Annotated in this window: 19 protein-coding genes; 10 read left to right on the top strand and 9 right to left on the bottom strand. The window is 71.6% G+C overall.

Annotation, left to right across the window (positions count from 1 at the left end; all coding sequences use genetic code 11):
* The first annotated feature begins 297 nt into the window (after nucleotides 1–297).
* Nucleotides 298–1965, top strand: coding sequence for an APC family permease (locus tag AB0G84_RS21510; protein WP_361322908.1), 1668 nt, complete (start codon nucleotides 298–300; stop codon nucleotides 1963–1965).
* Between the two features lie 211 nt (nucleotides 1966–2176).
* Here the strand turns inward: AB0G84_RS21510 and putP are convergent, their stop codons facing one another.
* Nucleotides 2177–3718: a sodium/proline symporter PutP gene (putP, locus tag AB0G84_RS21505; RefSeq protein ID WP_361322905.1), complete on the bottom strand. Its 1542-nt coding sequence runs from the start codon at nucleotides 3716–3718 to the stop codon at nucleotides 2177–2179.
* Nucleotides 3719–4180: 462 nt separating this feature from the next.
* Nucleotides 4181–4792 carry an alpha/beta hydrolase gene (locus AB0G84_RS21500; RefSeq protein ID WP_361323152.1) on the bottom strand — a complete coding sequence of 204 codons (612 nt, stop codon included), beginning with the start codon at nucleotides 4790–4792 and terminating at the stop codon, nucleotides 4181–4183.
* A 411-nt stretch (nucleotides 4793–5203) separates the two neighbouring features.
* On the opposite strand from AB0G84_RS21500, the gene AB0G84_RS21495 reads away from it, so the two are divergent.
* Genes AB0G84_RS21495 through AB0G84_RS21485 form a run of 3 tightly spaced genes read left to right on the top strand, consistent with a single transcriptional unit; the run spans nucleotide 5204 to nucleotide 6849 of the window.
* Nucleotides 5204–5497 (top strand): hypothetical protein, encoded by a 294-nt coding sequence (locus tag AB0G84_RS21495; RefSeq protein WP_361322902.1) that lies wholly within the window; start codon nucleotides 5204–5206, stop codon nucleotides 5495–5497.
* Between the two features lie 19 nt (nucleotides 5498–5516).
* Nucleotides 5517–6617 (top strand): hypothetical protein, encoded by a 1101-nt coding sequence (locus AB0G84_RS21490; protein ID WP_361322899.1) that lies wholly within the window; start codon nucleotides 5517–5519, stop codon nucleotides 6615–6617.
* A 37-nt stretch (nucleotides 6618–6654) separates the two neighbouring features.
* The gene (locus AB0G84_RS21485; protein WP_361322896.1) at nucleotides 6655–6849 is read left to right on the top strand and encodes a hypothetical protein; all 195 of its coding nucleotides are present in this window, start codon (nucleotides 6655–6657) and stop codon (nucleotides 6847–6849) included.
* A gap of 431 nt (nucleotides 6850–7280) precedes the next feature.
* On the opposite strand, the gene AB0G84_RS21480 is transcribed toward AB0G84_RS21485, so the two are convergent.
* The 4 genes from AB0G84_RS21480 to AB0G84_RS21465 all read right to left on the bottom strand — a co-directional run bounded on the left by AB0G84_RS21480 (nucleotide 7281) and on the right by AB0G84_RS21465 (nucleotide 9493).
* The gene (locus AB0G84_RS21480; protein ID WP_361322893.1) at nucleotides 7281–8036 is read right to left on the bottom strand and encodes a dienelactone hydrolase family protein; all 756 of its coding nucleotides are present in this window, start codon (nucleotides 8034–8036) and stop codon (nucleotides 7281–7283) included.
* A 242-nt stretch (nucleotides 8037–8278) separates the two neighbouring features.
* Complete coding sequence (locus AB0G84_RS21475) at nucleotides 8279–8452, bottom strand: CsbD family protein (protein ID WP_361322890.1); 174 nt, start codon at nucleotides 8450–8452, stop codon at nucleotides 8279–8281.
* A 364-nt stretch (nucleotides 8453–8816) separates the two neighbouring features.
* Complete coding sequence (locus tag AB0G84_RS21470) at nucleotides 8817–9110, bottom strand: hypothetical protein (RefSeq protein WP_361322887.1); 294 nt, start codon at nucleotides 9108–9110, stop codon at nucleotides 8817–8819.
* Nucleotides 9111–9316: 206 nt separating this feature from the next.
* A complete protein-coding gene (locus tag AB0G84_RS21465; protein ID WP_361322884.1) occupies nucleotides 9317–9493 on the bottom strand; it encodes a hypothetical protein in 177 nt (58 codons plus the stop codon).
* Between the two features lie 318 nt (nucleotides 9494–9811).
* Between AB0G84_RS21465 and AB0G84_RS21460 the strand changes: the two genes are divergently transcribed.
* Nucleotides 9812–10069, top strand: coding sequence for a WhiB family transcriptional regulator (locus AB0G84_RS21460; RefSeq protein ID WP_361322881.1), 258 nt, complete (start codon nucleotides 9812–9814; stop codon nucleotides 10067–10069).
* Between the two features lie 38 nt (nucleotides 10070–10107).
* Here AB0G84_RS21460 and AB0G84_RS21455 read toward each other — a convergent pair whose 3' ends face one another.
* Nucleotides 10108–11097, bottom strand: coding sequence for an ornithine cyclodeaminase family protein (locus tag AB0G84_RS21455; protein ID WP_361322879.1), 990 nt, complete (start codon nucleotides 11095–11097; stop codon nucleotides 10108–10110).
* Between the two features lie 279 nt (nucleotides 11098–11376).
* On the opposite strand from AB0G84_RS21455, the gene AB0G84_RS21450 reads away from it, so the two are divergent.
* The 4 genes from AB0G84_RS21450 to AB0G84_RS21435 all read left to right on the top strand — a co-directional run bounded on the left by AB0G84_RS21450 (nucleotide 11377) and on the right by AB0G84_RS21435 (nucleotide 14020).
* Nucleotides 11377–12036 carry an NAD(P)H-dependent oxidoreductase gene (locus tag AB0G84_RS21450; protein WP_361322876.1) on the top strand — a complete coding sequence of 220 codons (660 nt, stop codon included), beginning with the start codon at nucleotides 11377–11379 and terminating at the stop codon, nucleotides 12034–12036.
* A gap of 395 nt (nucleotides 12037–12431) precedes the next feature.
* Nucleotides 12432–12812 (top strand): peptidase inhibitor family I36 protein, encoded by a 381-nt coding sequence (locus AB0G84_RS21445; RefSeq protein WP_361322873.1) that lies wholly within the window; start codon nucleotides 12432–12434, stop codon nucleotides 12810–12812.
* Between the two features lie 175 nt (nucleotides 12813–12987).
* A complete protein-coding gene (locus AB0G84_RS21440) occupies nucleotides 12988–13488 on the top strand; it encodes a hypothetical protein (protein WP_361322870.1) in 501 nt (166 codons plus the stop codon).
* A 226-nt stretch (nucleotides 13489–13714) separates the two neighbouring features.
* Nucleotides 13715–14020, top strand: a complete 306-nt coding sequence (locus tag AB0G84_RS21435; protein WP_361322867.1) for a DUF2690 domain-containing protein — start codon at nucleotides 13715–13717, stop codon at nucleotides 14018–14020.
* 124 nt (nucleotides 14021–14144) lie between these two features.
* Here the strand turns inward: AB0G84_RS21435 and AB0G84_RS21430 are convergent, their stop codons facing one another.
* Nucleotides 14145–15146 carry a DUF2278 family protein gene (locus AB0G84_RS21430; RefSeq protein ID WP_361322864.1) on the bottom strand — a complete coding sequence of 334 codons (1002 nt, stop codon included), beginning with the start codon at nucleotides 15144–15146 and terminating at the stop codon, nucleotides 14145–14147.
* A gap of 87 nt (nucleotides 15147–15233) precedes the next feature.
* Nucleotides 15234–16211: an endonuclease/exonuclease/phosphatase family protein gene (locus AB0G84_RS21425; protein WP_361322861.1), complete on the bottom strand. Its 978-nt coding sequence runs from the start codon at nucleotides 16209–16211 to the stop codon at nucleotides 15234–15236.
* Between the two features lie 556 nt (nucleotides 16212–16767).
* Between AB0G84_RS21425 and AB0G84_RS21420 the strand changes: the two genes are divergently transcribed.
* The gene (locus AB0G84_RS21420; RefSeq protein WP_361322858.1) at nucleotides 16768–18159 is read left to right on the top strand and encodes an FAD-dependent oxidoreductase; all 1392 of its coding nucleotides are present in this window, start codon (nucleotides 16768–16770) and stop codon (nucleotides 18157–18159) included.
* The last annotated feature ends 64 nt before the right edge of the window (nucleotides 18160–18223 follow it).

Here is an 18223-nt window from a genome sequence, read left to right as displayed (position 1 = left end):
ACGGATCGAAGGGCGAAACGCTGGTGAAGCGCTTGCAGATCGCTCCAGATCGCCGGGGGGTTCGGGGGCGCGGCGCGGGTGCGCTGCTCGGCGCACTCGGGCACGGATGCCGCTCAGGACGGCGTCGGGGCCCGCCCACCGCCGCCGGTAGCAGCCGCCGGTAGCAGCCGTCGGTGCCGCCCGCGCGCGGCACACCGTGCGGACGGTGGGTGTCCGGACCACGAGGAGGCGGGGTCCGGTGCGAGGTGCGAGGGGCGTGTGCCACCCGCACGATGGTGAGGGGAAGGGAAGATGCCTGTGAACAAGAGCAGCGCCGGGGGGAATGCCGCGCCGGGAGCCCGCCATCTGAACAGGGCGGTCGGCTTCTGGGGGCTGATGTTCCTCTCCTTGGGATCGATCATCGGCTCCGGCTGGCTGCTGGGTGCGCTGACGACGGCGGTGATCGCCGGTCCGGCGTCGATGGTGTCGTGGGTGCTGGCGTCGGTGATGCTGGCGGTGCTGGCGCTGGCGCACGCGGAGCTCGGCGCTGCGTATCCCATCGCGGGCGGAACGGCGCGGTTCCCGTTCTTCGCGTTCGGTCCGCTGGTGGGATTCACCGCGGGCTGGATGTCGTGGCTGCGGTCGGTGATGATTTCGCCGATCGAGGTCGAGGCGACCCTGTCGTACTCGGACCGCATCGGGTGGGTGCACGACCGGGTGCAGATCCTGCACCCCAATGGGACGTTGACGGCCGCGGGGCTGGTCATCGCCAGCTGCTTCATGCTGGTGTTCACGCTGATCAACGTGCTGGGGGTCCGGCTGTTGTCGGCGACGAACTCCTTCACGGTGGTGGTGAAGACGGCCGTTCCGCTGCTGACCGTGGTGGTGCTGATGTCCCTGGCCTTCCACGGCGGGAACTTCACGGCGGGTGGCGGCTTCGCCCCGCACGGCACGCACGGGGTGTTCGCGGCGCTGCCGGCGGGGGTGGTGTTCGCGTTGCTGGGCTTCGAGCAGGCCATTCAGCTGGCGGGCGAGGCGCGTGATCCGCAGCGGGACATCTCGCGTGCGGTGATCGTGGCCATGGCGGTGGGGTGTGTGCTCTACCTGCTGTTGCAGGCCGCGTTCATCGCCGCGCTGGACCCGGGGGCGGTGGCCGGCGGGTGGGATTCGCCGGTGGGGAAGGGGAACTTCGGGCCGTACGCGACGCTGGCGACGGCGGTCGGAGCGGCGTGGCTGGCGACCATCCTCTATGCCGACGCGGTGATCTCGCCGGCGGGTACGGGGCTGGTGTACATGGCCGGAGCAGCCCGTCTGTCGTATGCGATGGGGCGTGAGCGGGTGCTGCCGCGCAGTCTGGCCCGGGTGGGCCGGCACCGGGTTCCGGTGGTCTCCATCGTGCTGGCCTTCGCCGTGGGCGAGCTGGCCTTCCTGCCGTTCCCCAGCTGGCAGGCGCTGGTCGGCGTGGTGACGTCGGCGGCGGCCATCATGTACGCGTTCGCGCCGGTGGCGCTGCACGCCCTGCGGCTGCGGGACGGCGACCGGGCGCGGCCCTACCGGCTGCCGGCCTGGCGGGTGCTGGCACCGGCCGGCTTCGTCTTCGCCAACCTGATCTTCTACTGGTCGGGGTACGAGGCGGGGTGGAAGCTGGCGGTGGCGGCGGCGCTGGGCTTCGTGGTGCTGGCGCTGACCCGTCGGGGCATTCCGCCGGAGGTGCGTCGGGCGCTGGGGTGGCGTGGGGCGGTGTGGATCTGGCCGTGGCTGGGCGGGCTGGTGGTGATCGGGCGGTTCGGGCGCTACGGCGGTACGGGGGCCCTGCCGGCCTGGTGGGACCTGGTGATCGTGGTCGTCTTCAGCCTGTGTGTGCACTACACGGCGGTGCGGCTGGCGGCGCCACGGGCCGCGGTGGAGGCGGCGGTTGAGCACGAGGAGGAGGGCGAGGTGGAGCCCGGGGAGACGGGAGCGGCGGGGGCTGCCGGGAGGGGGTGAGGGTTCCCCAGGCGAGGCGTCAGGGGCCACTCGGCCCCTCCCGAGCAAGGCGCCCGGGCCCCGACAGCATCCTCCCCGTGGAGGTCTCCCCGTCTGCCCCTCCGTCCCTCCGTCTCTCTGTCCCTCTGTCCTTCCGTTCGTCCTTCCGTTCGTCCCTCCGGGCGTACGGGCTGCCGGGCGGGCCCGGGCCCGCCGACGCCGGTGCGGACTACTACCGGGCGCTGGGGGTCTTCGGGACGCGGGCGGCGGGGGCCGTGGTGTCGTAGCGGCCGGACCAGGTGCGGAGGGGAGGGCGGCCGACCCAGGTGCCGAAGATGAGCGCGGCGGCGGTGGCGGCCAGGACGCCGGGCACCATCTCGTAGATGCCCGACCGGAGGGGGCCCAGGAGCGGGTCGATGTGCTTCCACAGCAGGACGGTTGCCGCTCCGGTGACGATGCCGGCCATGGCACCGGCGCGCGTCATCCGCGGCCAGTAGAGGGACAGCAGGATGACCGGGCCGAAGGCGGCACCGAAGCCGGCCCAGGCGTAGGCGACGATGTCGAGGACGGCGCCGCCGCTCAGGGCGATGGCGTAGGCCACCAGGGCGACCACGACCACGGTCGCCCGGGCCGCGAGGACCTTGGCGGCGTCGGAGGCGCTGCGCTTGAGGAAGGCGCCGTAGAAGTCCTCGGTCAGGGCCATCGCGGAGACCAGCAGCTGGCTGTCGGCGGTGGATTTGATGGCGGCCAGTACGGCGACGAGCAGGATGCCGGCGACCCAGGGGTTGACGAGCTGGGCGCACAGGGCGATGAAGACGGTCTCGGGGTTGTCCGGGCGGTGGTCGAGGGCGGCGATGCCGACCAGGCCGATGAGGCAGGCGCCGGCCAGGCAGGCCACGACCCAAGTGACGCCGATCCGGCGGGCCTTGGGGATCTCGCGGGTGCTGCGGATGCTCATGAAGCGGACGAGGATGTGGGGCTGCCCGAAGTAGCCCAGCCCCCAGGCGAGCAGGGAGATGACCGCCACCGCGGTCAGCGGCCGGCCAGACGTCCAGTGGTCGCCGTCGAAGCCGGCCTTGGCACCCATGTCCAGCAGGCTGGAGGTGTGGCGGGTGAGCTTGTCGTGCAGGGCGCCGAAGCCGCCGAGCGCCACCAGGGCGATGGCCGGCAGCGCGATCGCGGCGCAGAACATCACCGTGGCTTGGACGGTGTGGGTGACGCTGACGGCGCGGAAGCCGCCCAGGACGGTGTAGACGACGATGACGACGGCGAAGACGGTGAGGGCGAATTCGAAGCCGCCGCCGAAGATGCCCTCGAACAGGACGCCGCCGGCGAGCAGACCGCTGGCGACATAGACGGTGAAGAAGACCACGATGACGGTGGCCGAGAGCAGCCGCAGGACGTGGCTGCCGTCCTCGAAGCGCTCCTCCAGATAGGCGGAGAGCGTCTTGGCGTCGCCGGCGCGTTCGGTGTAGGTGCGCAGGCGGGGGGCGACCAGCAGCCAGTTGAGGTAGGTCCCCACCGCCAGGCCGATGGCGATCCAGCTGGCGCCGATCCCGGCCGCGTAGACCGCTCCGGGCAGGCCCAGGAACAGCCAGCCGGACATGTCGCTGGCGCCGGCGGACAGCGCGGCGACCACGGCGCTCAGCCGGCGGCCGCCCAGCGCGAAGTCGGAGAAGGTCAGGGTGTCCTGATACGTCCAGAAGCCGACCGCCACCATGGCGAGCAGGAACACCCCGAAGGTGATCATGACGGGGACGATCAGGGGTGTCATCGCTGCTCCTCGGTTGCAGGCACTGCTGGCGGCGCACGGCCCGGAAGACGCCGGGGACGGTTCCCGGACCTCGTAGGGGATCGGGCAGGCGACCCCCTGTGGCCCTCGGGTCCCACACGTGACTTCACAGTGATCCCACAGGTGATCCCCGCACGATCCCGTGATTGGCACAGGCGTAACCCACCCGTAACAACCCGGATGGTCCGGTTCCGGCGCGAGCCGACAATACGGATCCGGACTCGCCAACGGCACCCCCTGGAAAGGATGTTGCGGCCATCCAACCGACGGGGCGGGCGTGCGGACGCACCCGTAACTCCCCTCACCCACTCCCCCGGGTGAGTCCAACTACCGTTCTGCCAGCTCTTTTTGATGCATCGTCATTTCGATGCACGACGGCGGGTGCCCCATGCCGAGAGGACAGGCGGCTCGGCCGGGAGATCGGCGCGGAGATCAGTCGGGAGATCAGCCGGGACGGGTGACCATGGACGCCGCCAGCTCCGCGGTCAGGCGGTGCCAGTGGTGCGCCCCGCGGAGCATGGTGTGTCCGCCGCGGGCCATCGCGATCACCGACGCCTCGGCGCCCGACCCGCGGGCCCGCTCGGCGAACCGCCGGGAGCCATCGGCGTCGGTGACCCGGTCGTGGGTGTCGTGCAGAACGGCCAGCGGCTTCCCCCGCAGGTGGGCCACCTCGTCCTCGGGCGGGCACCACGGGGCGAGGGCGACGATGCCGCACACGGCCGGGTGTCCGCCGATGTGCAGGGCGGCCCGGCCGCCCATGGAGTGGCCGATCAACACGACCGGGAGGCCGGGGGCGAGTGCGGTGAGCGCATCGAGCGCGCCGCGGGCGTCCCGGGCGGCATCGGCGCGCGGACCGTTCCAGCCGCGGACGCGGTAGCGCGCGGACGCCAGCAGCACCGCCCGGCCGCCCAGGGCCCGGACCACGGCGGTGCCGAAGGGGCGCATCCGCAGCGCCGGCAGGTTGAGGCGGGGCGGCGGTTCGAGGCCGTCCGCGCGTCCGCCGTGCAGCAGCAGGACCGCGGCCCGTGGCGCGTCGGGGCTGCGGTGGATCCGCAGCGGCCGGTGCCCGGCGGTGACCGGCCAGTCGGCCCGGTCGCCGGCCGGTACCGCGGCGAGGCCGCCGTCCTCGGTGCCGGCCGGGTCGGGCGGTGTGGTGGGGTCCGTGTCCGTCACGGTGCCGTCCCGTGGGGTCGGCGGCCTGGTGGCCGGGGGGGGGGAGGAATCCGCTGGTGCGGGCCGAGTAGGCAGCGTACCCGGGCCGATCGGCGAGGTGGCGGTCGAGCAGGCGTGTGCCGCTGCCGCAGAGCAGGAGGTACGACATCACCAGCGGAGAGAGCAGGCTCACGGCGGCCGACTGCCAGCGCCACCCAGGCCACCGCGGTGTGGCTGGATCCGGCGTACGGCATGGTTGGCGGTGCGTTACCCGAGTACCGTCGACCTCAGGTTGGCCGGTACACGGGGGTGCGAATGAAGGCTGACACACGCTGGATGCGGCAGTGCGCCGACGACATCGACGCCACAGGAGGCTCCGTACGCAAGCTTCTCGGGCCTGCCGACGGCGCCGTCAGCACACTCAAGGCCGCAGCGCCGGGCTGGGACTTCACGGGCAGCGTGGACGAGATGTCGTCCAGGTGGGAAACGCTCAACAAGGTCGTACGCGACGAGTTGTCCGAAGCCGCGGAGAACATCCGGTTCAACGCCAGCAGCCATGACGGCAACGAGAACGTCATCACCGAAATGTGGCACGACCTCTTCGGATAGGCGGCAGATGATGGTCGACATGACCGCGCTGATGAGCCTGGACCTCGGGAAGTTCCGCGAGGGAGCCTCTGACTGGGGATGGATCGCCTCACGCCTGCGGCAGGCCGGCGAAGGATACGAAGACTCCGTCATCAAACCGCTGAAATCCGAGCAGCACTGGAGCGGCGACGACGCGACCGAAGCATCCCGCACATGTTCCGGGATCCGCCTCGACATCGACGCGGTGGCCAAGGAAGCCGAGGCCGTACAGAAGTTCCTCGACGACGTTGTGGACGGCACCGGCGACGGATTCGGCAGCCTCAGCGAGCACCAACGCCGCGCGACGGAACTGCAGCAGGAAGCCATCGGCCACGGCTTCAGTGTCCGGCCGGACGGCACCGTCACGTGGACCGTCATGCGCGCGCCCGGGCCGCTCTCCCCGGAGGAGCAGCAGGCGGACCGGGTGCGGACCGCCCAGGCCACAGCGATCGAGGAGAAACTCAAGGGCGTACTCAAGGCCGTTACCGAGATCGACGGGAGCCTACAGCGCGGTCTGAAGGTCATCTTCGGGACGGAGGACACCTTCCGTACCGAGAACAGGGGCCGTGTCGACCGCGACGACGCGGACATGAGCGACAGCTGGAACGAGGCGCAGATGGGCCTCGTCCGCGGCTACCTCAACGCCAAGGGGTGGGACGATGCCGCCATGCTCCTGGGACACTTCCTCGACGGGAACGGCGAGCCGGTGGAGGTCGACGCGAACCGCATGCTCGACGACATGCCGGCCTTCCGCCGGGATGTCGACACCACCCTCGCCGAGGCGAAGAAGCTGCCCGACGGCGCCTTCCAGAGCTCATGGCAGGGCAGCCGCCCCAACATCTCCGAGGGCGACAAGAGTCTGAACTGGTACTACGCGCTGAACAACTTCCAGTACCGGCTCGTCGGCCAGAAACATGGCGACCGCATCACGTACCAGGTCGAGGTGCAAAAGCGGTATGACTGGGGCGTCCCCAGCGAGCACCGGCGGGACCTAGACAAGGGGCCGCTGCAATTTGAGCAGGCGGACCTGGCTCGGCTCAACATGGTCGGCATGGCCAAGGACTTCGACGTCAAGGGGCGCAGTACGACGCGGGTCGGTTGAACGGCCCGCACTGCACGGCCCCGGAGCAGGAAGCGGTGTGGAAAAGCGAAAAAGGGTAGTGCTGTCGTGCTGCGTGCTCGTGGGCGTCGTGCTGGTGGCGGCAGGCCTGTTCAGCTGGTGGATGATCGACGCGCTCGACTCCCCCGTGCAAGGCTGGCAGGAGACGCCGACCACGCCGCGGCCGAGTGCCCCGATCTCCTTCAGCGTCAGACCGGAGCCCAGCCACAAGTGACCACACGGCGCCGAATGCGGAACGCGCAGACACTACGGACGCAACGGAGGAGAGACGCGACTTTGCACCGTGGGTCGCCGAACATCTCCATCATGTCGCCGTCAAAGACGTCCGGCCGGTGCCCATGGACCCGCCTGACCGGGCAGTAAACCGCCCACGCCCGGTGCGGACAGAGCTGGTCTCACCCCCTGCTGTGGCATCGCCAGGACGCTCGCGTTCGCCCGAGCCCATGCGGTCCCTCGCCACGGCACGAGCTGATCCACTCAAGGGCCGACCGCGTCGTTACGGGGTGCGGATGGGCACGGATGGCTGTAGCGGGACGCGGATGGGTGCGACGGCGGGACCTTCTACCGCGGGGCGGTCCGGCGTGGTGCGGCAGGGAGCGGGCCGGCTCCCGCTGTCCGGTTGCTGGCCCGCCCATCTCCACTAGGTCAGAGGCGGCGCCCGAAGAGGTCGAGCAGGGCGCTCCAATGGCGCTCGTCCGCCTCCTTGTTGTACGCGGCGGTGTCGATCTGGGTGTAGCCGTGCGCGGCGCCTTCGTACAGCTCGCTGCCGTAGGTCACGCCCGCGGCGTCCAGGGCCTGTTCCAGGGCGGTGATCTGGTCGGGCGTCATCGACTGGTCCTGGTCGGCGTGGCCGAAGTACAGCTCGGCCGTGATCCGGCCGGCGAGCCGGTGCGGGCTGTCCTCGTCCTCGGTGACCAGGCGCCCGGCGTGGAAGGAGGCGACGGCCGCGATCCGGTCGGGGTGGGCCGCAGCGGAGCGGACGCCGAGGATCCCGCCCATGCAGTAACCGGTCGTGCCCACCGGGCCGTCGGCGACGAGCGGGGAGGCGGCCATCCAGTCGAGGTAGGCGCCGGCGTCCCGCGCCACCCGGTCGGGGGTGTGGTCCATGATGAGCGGGATGAGGCGCTCGAAGAGGTCCGGCCGCTGCCCGGGGTCGATGAAGTCGGGCATCTCCACCACCGGGGCGCGTCCGGCGCGGTAGAGGACGTTGGGCACCAGCACCGTGTAGCCGTGTCCGGCCAGTCGCCGGGCCATCCCCTCCAGCGAGGGGCGCAGTCCGAAGGCGTCCATGTAGAGCAGCACACCGGGGTGCGGTGCGCCGTCGTCCGGGTGGGCCAGGTAGGCGTCGGCGGTGCCGTCCGGAGTGGGGATGTCCAGGGGGGTGCCGTGCACAGTCGTCATGTCCGCACCTTTCGGGTAGGTCCGGGGCGGCACGCACCCGGCGGGCCGCCCGCCCGCCGAACAACACGCCGGCGGTCGTCCCCACCGTAACCACTCAAGCGGAGGCACCATCCGCCAGGGGTCCGTACAGCGCGGGAACCGGGCGCCGACGCGGCGGTGGCCCGGCGGAAGGAGGTCCGCCGGGCCACCGCCTCAGTCTCTGCACACGCGGTCGCATCCACCGAAGTCGCTACGGGGCGCTCTCATCGCTTCATCGCGTCCCGCACTTTGTGACCGGCCTCGCGGAGGTCTCCCTTCGCGCGTTCGGCGCGGCCTTCGGCGGTCAGTCGCTCATTGCCGACGGCACGCCCCGCGGTCTCCTTCACCGCGCCCTTGGCCTGGTCGGCCTTGGCAGACACTTTCTTGTCGGTCGTCATGGTCGTGCTCCCTTGCTGTCGAGCCGTTCCTTGACGACAACCCGCCTGCCCTGCGGCCCGGGACACAAACCCGGTCGCGGACCGGTCCGGGCGGAGTGGCGCGATCCGTACCCCAACCCGCCACCGTGCGGCGCCCGTTCACACGGCGGTGGACACGCAGCCCGGCGCCCGGCTGAAGGGGGAGGCCAGCCGGGCACCGGGCTGCGTGGGTGCCCTGTGTGCCTGAGCAGAAACCGGTACCGCGACCGCCCCCTTTCACGGGTCCGGGCGCCGAGGCCGCCGCCGCGGACCGGACCGTGCGCCGCATCTGCGAAGGGCGGGGCAGGGTGATCCGGCGAGGCGACCCGGGGGTGTGGTCCGCCGGTCAGACGCGGCGGATGCGGGCGGCGAGAAGGTGCCCGACGAAGACGTAGAGCACGGCCGGCAGGCCGTAGTTCAGCACGGTCCGCAGCCACTCCGCGTCCATGGTGAACAGGTCGTGCGACCAGCCCGCCAGCCAGAGCGAGGCCGCGTGCACGGCGCTCACCAGGTCGTTGGCGCGGTTGGCGTCGAGGAGGGCGAAGAGGATCCACAGACCCAGGATCAGCGCGGCGATGTCCGCGATGACGACGATGACTTTGGCAGCTCCGTTGTTGCTGTACTGGATGCGTCTGGACATGACACAGCGGATTGCCGTTTTCGGCCCATCGAAACCCGGCCACGGAGCCGGGTGTTCCGCTTCGCCCCTCTCCGGCGACGTTCCCTGACGGCGTCTTCCGCCTGCTACGGCAGCGCCTCCCGCACGGAACGCGCCGGCCGCATGCGTCCTGCGCATGCGGCCGGCGGGTGCGGCCGGCGGGTGCGGCCGGCGGGTGCCTCGGAGTGTCAGCGGATTCCGCCGGCTCCCGGCGAAGGGGCCGAGGGGCGGTAGTGGTCGCTCAGCCCCTCGTGCGGGTGGGGGCCGGCGGTGCGGTGCGCGTCGGGGTGGTCCAGGCGGGGCCGGCGTCCGTGCAGCAGGAAAGCCGCGATGCGCGGGACAAGACGGCTGTGGGGGGTCTTCATCGGTTCCTCCGCTTGTCGATGAGGGGTTACCCGCCAGTGTACGAAGCGGCGTGCCGATGCACGGCGCGATCTGAGCAAGACCTGAGGCCGGACAGCGGCAACCGAGGACCCGGCCGGTACCCGAACGGATGAAATCGCCATCCCGGCCGGATAGTTGGCCGCATCAGGGCATTCCCTGCCCGGGATCGGGAACCCGCGAAGGCAACGGGGACGGACAGGACGACGCGGGCGAGCGGCCGGTGCTCCCGCCGGGCCGGAGGGCCCTGCCACAGGGCGCCCGACCGCAGTACCGCGCAGAGAACGGAGGTACCACGAGCCATGGACTGGCGGAACGAAGCGGCGTGCCGCGCGGAGGATCCGGAGCTGTTCTTCCCCGTCGGCACCAACGGTCCCGCGCTCCTGCAGGCCCAACAGGCCAAGTCCGTCTGCCAGCGCTGCCCGGTGACGGAGCGGTGCCTGGAGTGGGCGCTGGAACACGGGCAGGATGCCGGAGTCTGGGGCGGTACGAGCGAGGAGGAGCGGCGCACCCTGCGCCGGCGGGCCGCACGCCGCCGGGCCCGCAGCCGCCCCTCGTAACTCCGCGCGGCGGCGACCGGGCGGCGCCAGCCGGAGCACTACGCCAGCAGGACCTCCGATCCGGTCCGGCGCCTGCGCGCCTCGGCGACGACGAGGGCCGCGGCCGCGGCGTCCTGGACCGCCACCCCGACCGACTTGTAGAGGGTGATCTGCCCGGGCGAGGTGCGGCCGGGCTTGTCGGCGGCGAGGAGTTCGCCGAGTTCGGCATGGACGTGGTCCTCGGTGATGACCCCGTCGCGGATCGGGTGGAGCAGGTCGTTGCTGCCCGCGGGGAAGGGCGCCAGGGCTGCCCGCCGTGATTCGACGCAGACCAGGGCCTCGGCGACGGTGGCGTCGTCGAGCTCACGGCCGGCCGGGTTGAAGCCGACCGAGGTGAGGTGGACGCCCGGTGTCAGCCAGTCGCGGCGGATCACCGGGTCGGTGGCATGGGTGGTGGCCGCGGCGATGTCCGCGCCGTCGAGCGCCTCGGCGAAACCGGGCATCGCCTCGACGGGCAGCCGGAGTTCGGCCGCGAGGTCCGCGGCGAGGGCGGCCGCGGTGGCCGGGTTGCGGCCGGCGACGCGGATCCGGCGGATCGGGCGGACCCTACACATCGCCCGGGCGTGCGCACGGGCCTGGGTGCCGGTGCCGAGAACGGCCAGCACGGCCGCGTCCTCACGGGCCAGCAGGCGCGCGGAGAGCGCCGAGCAGGCCGCGGTTCGGGCGGCGGTGATCGCCGTACCGTCCAGCAGCGCGGTGGGCTCACCGGTATCGGGGTCGAACACTGCGATCAGGGCCTGGTGGGTCGGCAGCGCGGTACCGGCGTTGCCCGGGAAGACGGACAGCAACTTGCCGGTGAGCGCGCCCGCTGAGGGGACATACCCCGGCATGGCGGCCAGGAAGCCGTCGTGGTCGGGCACCATCGCCGCGCCCCGGTCCGGGCAGGAGGCCCGGCCCGCGCTGAGGTCGGTCATCGCCGACGCCAGTGCGTCGATCAGCGCATCCGTATCGAGCAGCGCCTCGACCTGTGCACGCCCCAGAACCAGCATCTCCGCAACCTCCCGCTCGCAGCCGCCGGGCCGGCCCTGCGCCGGGCCCGGGACCGACCGTAGCCCCAGCCGCGTGGGCCGTGGCGGCCGACGGGCGCGGCGTACGCCCTGGGGGCACCGGCACCGTCACACTGATCGGGTACGGGGATCGCGGTCCCGGCTCCTGGTGCCGGCGCCCTTGTCCCCGCGCCACCATCGGTTCCCGGTGCCGGTGCGGGACTCCGTGCTGCCCGTGAGGGCGTGCGTTGATGTGATGACGGAAGGACGTGACGGATCACCATGCCCACGGATGCCGCTCCCGGACCACTGCGCGTGCTGGTTCTCAGCGCCTCGCTGCGGGCCGGTTCGACCAACACCCGCCTGGCCACCCTGGTCGCCCGGATGATGACCGAGGCCGGCGCAGACGTGGACTTCAGTACGCTGCGGGAATTCGACATGCCGCTGTACGACGGCGACCTGGAGACCGAGCACGGCCTGCCGGAGGGTGCGTTGGCGCTGCGCGACCGGCTGGAGCGGTGCGACGGCTTCGTGCTGTCCTCGCCCGAGTACAACGCCTCCGTGCCGGGAGTGGTGAAGAACGCGGTGGACTGGGTCTCCCGGGTCCGGCCGCAACCGTTCAAGAGCAAGCACGCCCTGCTGGTCTCCGCCTCGCCCTCCCTGGTCGGTGGGAACCGGGGGCTGTGGGCGCTGCGGGTCCCGCTGGAGCACCTCGGCACCCGGGTCTACCCGGACATGTTCAGCCTCGCCGGCGCGCACAAGGGCTTCACCGAGGACGGGCAGCTGACCGACACCGGGTTGCAGGAGCGCCTCGACGAGACCGTGACGGCCTTCCTCCGCCTCGTCGAGGCCGATGCGCGCTATGTCTGCCTGCAGCGGCGGTGGTACGAGTTCCTCGGTGACCGCACGGAGGCACCGGTGACCCAACGGGCGGAGGACTGACCTTACGGTCCGGCGCGTGGTGTGGTGTGGTGTGGTGTCCGTACTCCGCCGGGCCCTTCCCTGCGGCATCCGTTGTACAACGACGCGTCAGGGGGCAGCGCGCCGCGCACGCCCGGTGCCTACGCCGCCGCACTCCAGGCGGCGGCGAACGGCGCAGAATGGCCCTAAGAGGGATCTCTCCGGCGGCCCATACTGAGGACGCTTCGAGACCGGCCGCCCCAAGCCGTCGGCAACGGTGCGTTCTGCTTGACGCACCCGTGTCCCCCGTGTCCTTCCCGCTGCCCTTCCGCTGCCTTTCGGTCGTGGACGTCATTGGTGTGGTGGACGTCGTGGACGTCGTTGGCGTGGTGGCGGTGCGGTCTTCCGATCCTCGACGAAGAAGCGGAGTTTCTCCCATGCACCGACTCTCCTCCTGTGCCATTGCCGCGACCGCGCTGGTCGCCGCGCTCGGCATGACGCCCACTGCGAGCGCGGCCCCGGAAGGGCCCGCCCACCGGGCGGCGTACAACTGCACCCCTGGGTACTTCTGCATCTACAGCGACTGGAACGGCGGCGGAACGCGCTGTCAGTGGTCGCAGTCGAGCAAGGCGAACACCGCCGACGACTGCTCGTTCATCCAGCGGGGCAGCAATGTGCGTTCCGTGTGGAACGGCACCGGGCACCGGGTGCAGTACTACACCCAGACCAACTACCACGCGCGGGTCGGGTCCACCGCGGCCGGCTCCGGCGGCAATCTGCAGGGCGGCTACCAGATCCGTTCCTTCCGGCCGCAGTAGGCGGGAAGCGTCCCAGGACGACCTCACCGGTGTGCACGTCCCAGCAGGTCAGGGGCCGGGCCGTCCCACCCGGTCCCCTGACGGGCTGCGGGGCTGTGCGTCCACCGGCGACGGCGCGATGCTCCTTTCCCGGAGGGCCCGGACCGCCCGGACCGTTCGCCAGGAAGGGAAGCCCATGAAGTCCACACGTCTGTCCGCCCGGAGCGGCCTCGCCGCCGCTGCCGTGACCGCGCTCGTGGTCGTCGCACCGCTCGTCACCGCGGACACCGCGGCCGCCAGCGGTACGAAGCTGACGCAGGCACAGGCCGCCGGCCGACTGCGGGCGGCGGGGATCGGCTGGACCTCCAGCGGTCACTGTTCGGACCGCAACAACCGGCGGTGCACCTCGTTCTCCCGGATCAACTCCGGCACCGTCAACGGGATCATCACGTTCAAACGGGCCAGCCACTGCGCGGTCACGATCACCGGCGGCACCGAGACCGGCCACGCCTCCGGCCGGTACAGCCACTGGAACGGCTACAAGGTCGACGTCGCCCCGACCAGCTGCGTCACCAACTACATCAAGCACAGCTTCCGTTACATCGGCAAGCGCGGGGACGGCGCGCCGATGTACCGCTCCTCCGCGGGCAACCTCTACGCCCGGGAGAGCAGCCACTGGGACATCACCTACCTGTGAGGGGACGCCACGCCGTGCGCGGCGGTACGCCCGCCCGTCAGGGGACGCGGAGCGGGACGCGGAGAGAAGGGACAGGGACAGGGTGAGGACGAAGACACGGGGAAGGCTCGCGGTCGCCGCGGCCGTTCCCCTGCTGTGGGCCGCTTCCGGGAGCGTGCCGGTGCAGGCGGCTCCCGTCACGGTCACCGCACCGTGCTCGGGCAGCGGGCGTGCGGGGAGGAGCCCGGTGAGCACCGGCTGCGACCACCAAGCACGGACGGTGCGCCGCAGCGCGGAGATCGGGCCGCTGATCGAGCTGCGGTACAGCGCGCGGTGCCGTGCGGCCTGGGTCCGGGTCACCCACGCCCGCGGCGGTGACCGCATCGAGGCGCGGAACCGGAGCGGGGCCTGCCGGCCGCGTTCCTGCTACACCAGGACCGTGGCGTCGGGCCACAGCTCCACGTACACCGCCATGGTCAACGACAAGGGCGTCAAGGCCTGGGGCTGCCTGTACCGGCGGAACGGCAACATCGTGTGTACGGAAGGGTATTGAGCCGCCACTGATCAGCCACTCGCGGGACGGGCCGCACCCCCTGAGGGGAGTGCGGCCCGCCCCGGTGGCCGTCGGTGCGGCGCTCCCCCGGTGTGCGGGCCGTACGGGGCGGGCGCTCCTTGCGTCAGAAGGTGAGCGTCCGTCCCTCGCGCTGGGCCTGCTGCTCGGTGTAGGCGACGCCGTGGACCTTGAGGCCGGCCGGGTCCAGCAGGGTGATCGATCCACCGTGGTTGCCGAGCTGGAAGCCGTTGTGGACCGGGACGACCAGGGTGGCGCCCGGCCCCAAACGCCCTTCGGGCAGGTCCAGTTGGTGCTTGTGCTGGTCGGTCAGGTGCCAGCCGTCGAGGTCGACCGGGGCGGCGGAGGTGTTGACCAGAGTGACGGTCTCCTCCTCGGGCGCCGGACCGGCCGGGTTGACCAGCGCGGCCACGATGCGCAGCGCCTCCTCGTCGCCGGTGTGCGGCCGGGCCACGGCAGGCAGGGCGTGGCCGGTGGCGTCGTCGGTGTGCCAGGCCTGTGACTGGAACGCCAGGAAGACGGCCGTACAGCGGGACTCGGTGGGGAAGTGCACCAGCAGGCCGCCGTCCTGCCAGACCCCGTCATCGGCGCGGAACCGGCCGGAGTTGCCCTGGTTCATATGGATGTCGTGGACGCCGTCAGTCGGCTGGAAGCGGAAGACCTTGTCGGCGGCGGGTTCCCGGAACCGCTGTCCGAAGAGGTAGACGGAGGCGGCCGGGTCGACGATGGCCCGCTGCACGGAGTGGTCGAGGAGATCGGCGAGGTCGTTGTCCACGCCCGGCAGTTCCGGTGGCAGTGTCCGCATCTGGGAGCGGTCGAAGAGATTGCCGCGGATGAAGTCCAGGCTTGCCCCGCCGGGTTGGGACGTCAGGGGGCTCCAGCCGCTCCCGGCCGGTGGGAGCAGGTGCGTCAGCGGGTGCCGGAAGTCGTCCAGCACCACGTACAGCAGATCGGAAGGCGCCTGCTGGGAGAGGACGTTGATGGCGGCGCGGTACGACGCTCCGTGGTTGTCGGTGAGGTGGATCTGGTAGTGCGGTGTGTCGGCGGCGCCTTCACGGCGTCGTTCGCGCGGCCGGGCCGCCAGTACACCGTAGTTCCTCAGTGGCATGTGCTCGTCCTCCCGTGTGCCGTGGGCCGGCGGGGTCCGGCCTCGGGGGCGCCGGTTGCCGGCGCCGGGTGCCGCGCCGGTGAGGGATCACAGGCGCAGCCGTATCCAGGCGGGGTCGTGGTCGCTGCCGTCACCGGCGTGCCGGGTGCGGCGGTCGATGAAGGCGCCGTCCTGCCGCGGGGCCAGGGCTTCGCTGAGCCAGATCTGGTCGAACAGCTCGTACTGGGCGGGGCGGCCCGGCGCCTTGAACCGGTGGGTCCATGCCCCCGAGGCCGGGGGCGGCGGGGTGTCGGGCTTGGGGGCGCGGGTCTCGACGGGGTGGGTCAGTCCGTTGGTCAGGGCCGGCTGCCGGGCTTCCGTCAGCGCGGCGAGGGCCGGGGCCTCCGGGGCGTCGTTCATATCACCCAGGATCAGGAAGCGGCCGTCCGGGCGGGTGCGCGCGGTGACGATCCGGGCGATCGTCTCGGCCTGTCTGCGGCGGCGGGTGTCGTTGGCCCGCTTGCCCTGCTCGGGGTCCCGTCCGGGCTCGACGAACTGGCTCTTGAGGTGGGTGATGAAGGTGGTGAACAGGCGCTGGTTGCGGTCGTGCGGATCGAGGATCTCGCACTCCAGGAGATCCCGGCTGAACACCCGCTCATCGGGCGCTTCGGGGTGCACCGCATGCTGCCAGGAGGTGACCGCGCCGATCGGCAGCCGGGACAGTACGGCCACGTCGATCAGCCGTGGGTCGTTGCCCTCCACGAGCGTGAGGAACCGGTAGGAGCGGTCGAGTTGCTGCGCGACGAAGAAGCGCAGCGTATCGATGTCCTCGACCTCCTGCAGGGCGAGGACATCGAGGTCCATCCGGCCGATGCGTTCCGCGAGCACCTTCTGGTCCTGCGGGTCCTTGCCCTTCACCAGCCTCCCCTGGTAGGTGCGCAGCCGCACCTCTTCCGGGTCGTCGAAGACATAGCTGGCGGTCAGTTCGCCGTTGGGCCCGGTCGGGTGGACAGCGGTGATTTCGGCCTGGAAGTTGAACCGCGAAAAGAGGTTGTTGAGGTTGAAGGTACCGACGGTGACGTCCATGGCTTCTTCCTCCGTCACTCAGCGGTGGACACAGCGGTGAACTCAGCGGAGAACTCCGCAGCGTCCGCGGGGAACTCCGGGCGGCGAAACCCTCCGGCGCAGGCCCGATGACACACGCCTGAGGTGCACGCCCGCCTGGTGCGCTCTCACCCCGTGACACACGTTCGGTGACGCGCGTTCGGTGACGCAGGTTTCCGTTACGCACGTTCCGTGACGCACACCCGGCAGGGAATGTCGCAGGGCGAATTCCGGGCATTCCGGCGGCGTACCGCGATTGGTTTGACGGTAAGCCGCACACCCCGGACGGAAATCCCCGGTGGGCCATTCGGGTGACGGCCGGTGGTACGCAGTGCGCGAGGCGGGCCCGACGGCACGGGCGCGCCCGGCCGCGTACGCGGCGCGCGCCGAGGGGCGCGAACGGCGCCGCTGATCGACTGGAGGGGGCTGTCACCCGGTGTTAGCTTGAGAATTGTCTGGCCCTACGGGCACCCGCCCCGCTTTCACCACGGGCGCTCCCCCGCTTTCTCTCGAACTGTCCGCAGAGGAGATGGTGGCCATGGCGCGGGCTCGGCTCTCCCGCACCCCTCGGGACGATCCACCGGCGGCCGGCCCCGGCGCGACCGAGGTGGACTGGGACGGCCTGCGCGCGCGGATGCGCGGACCGCTGCTGCGGCCGGGAGATCCGGCCTTCGACGACGCCCGCAAGCTGTTCAACCCGCTCAACGACGACCATGTCCCCGCGGCCGTGGCGCAGTGCGCGTCGGTGGAGGACGTCCGCGAGGGCGTTCTGGCGGCGGCGAACCGGGTGCCGCTGGCCGCCCGCAGCGGTGGACACTCCTACGTCGGCTACTCGGCTCCCGACGGCGGGCTGGTGCTCGACCTGCGCCGTCTGTCGGCGGTGACGGTCCCGTCGGACGGCACCGCGACCGTCGGAGCAGGTGCGACCCTCCGGGACGTCTACACCGGACTCAGCCAGGCCGGCCGCGCGCTGCCCGGGGGTTCCTGTTTCACCGTCGGGATCGCCGGGGTGACGCTCGGCGGCGGAATCGGCGTACTGCAGCGCAAGTTCGGGCTCACCTGTGACCACCTGGTGTCCGCCGATGTCGTCACCGCCGACGGGCGCACGCTCACCGCGACCGCTTCCGCCACCCCCGACCTGTTCTGGGCGCTGCGCGGCGGGGGCGGGGGCAACTTCGCGGTGGTCACCCGGTTCACCTTCGCAACCGCCCCGGCACCGGCGCTGACCATCTTCTCCCTCGCCTTCCCGGCGGGGAAGGTGACCAAGGTGCTGACGGCCTGGCAGCCGTGGATCACGGCCGCACCACGGGAGTTGTGGGCGAACCTGAACATCTCCAGCGGCAGCACGCCGGGCTGCCGGGTCAGCGGCTGTTTCGTCGGGCCGAGCGGTGCCTGCAACCCGCTGCTGAACGATCTGGTCGCGCGCTGCGGGGTCTCGCCCACGACGCGGAAGGTGGAGGACCGGAGCTACTTCGACGCCATGCGCTTCTTCTCCGGCACCCCGGGCCGCCAGGCGTTCGTGGCCTCCTCGCGGGTGCTCAGCGCGCCCGCCACCAATCCTGGCCGGGTGGTCGACCTGCTGACCGGCAGTACGGGGGTGTCGCTGATCCTGGACGCCCTCGGCGGTGCGGTGGCCGATGTCGGCGTGCAGCAGACCGCGTTCCCGCACCGGACCGCATTTGCCACGGCACAGATCTACGCGGGCGCCACGACCGCGTCCGAGGCCGTGGTGACCCGCAGGGTCGGCAAGGTCGTGACCGGGCTGGCGGACCTGGGCATCGGCGGCGGCTATGTGAACTACATCGACCCCGCCCTGCCCGACTGGGCTGCGTGCTACTACGGCCCGAACCTGGCCCGCCTGCGGTGCGTCGCACACGACTACGACCCGGACCGGGTCTTCGACTTCGCGCAGAGCCTGTGGCGGGCGTAGGGCACCGCGCCGCTTGGGGCCGAGCCGCCCGGGGCCGGTGAGCCTGCCGCATGGAGGGCGTCCC

Source organism: Streptomyces sp. NPDC020742 (genome assembly GCF_040641675.1).
Taxonomy (GTDB): Bacteria; Actinomycetota; Actinomycetes; order Streptomycetales; family Streptomycetaceae; genus Streptomyces.
This window is presented reverse-complemented; position numbering and strand designations above follow the sequence as displayed.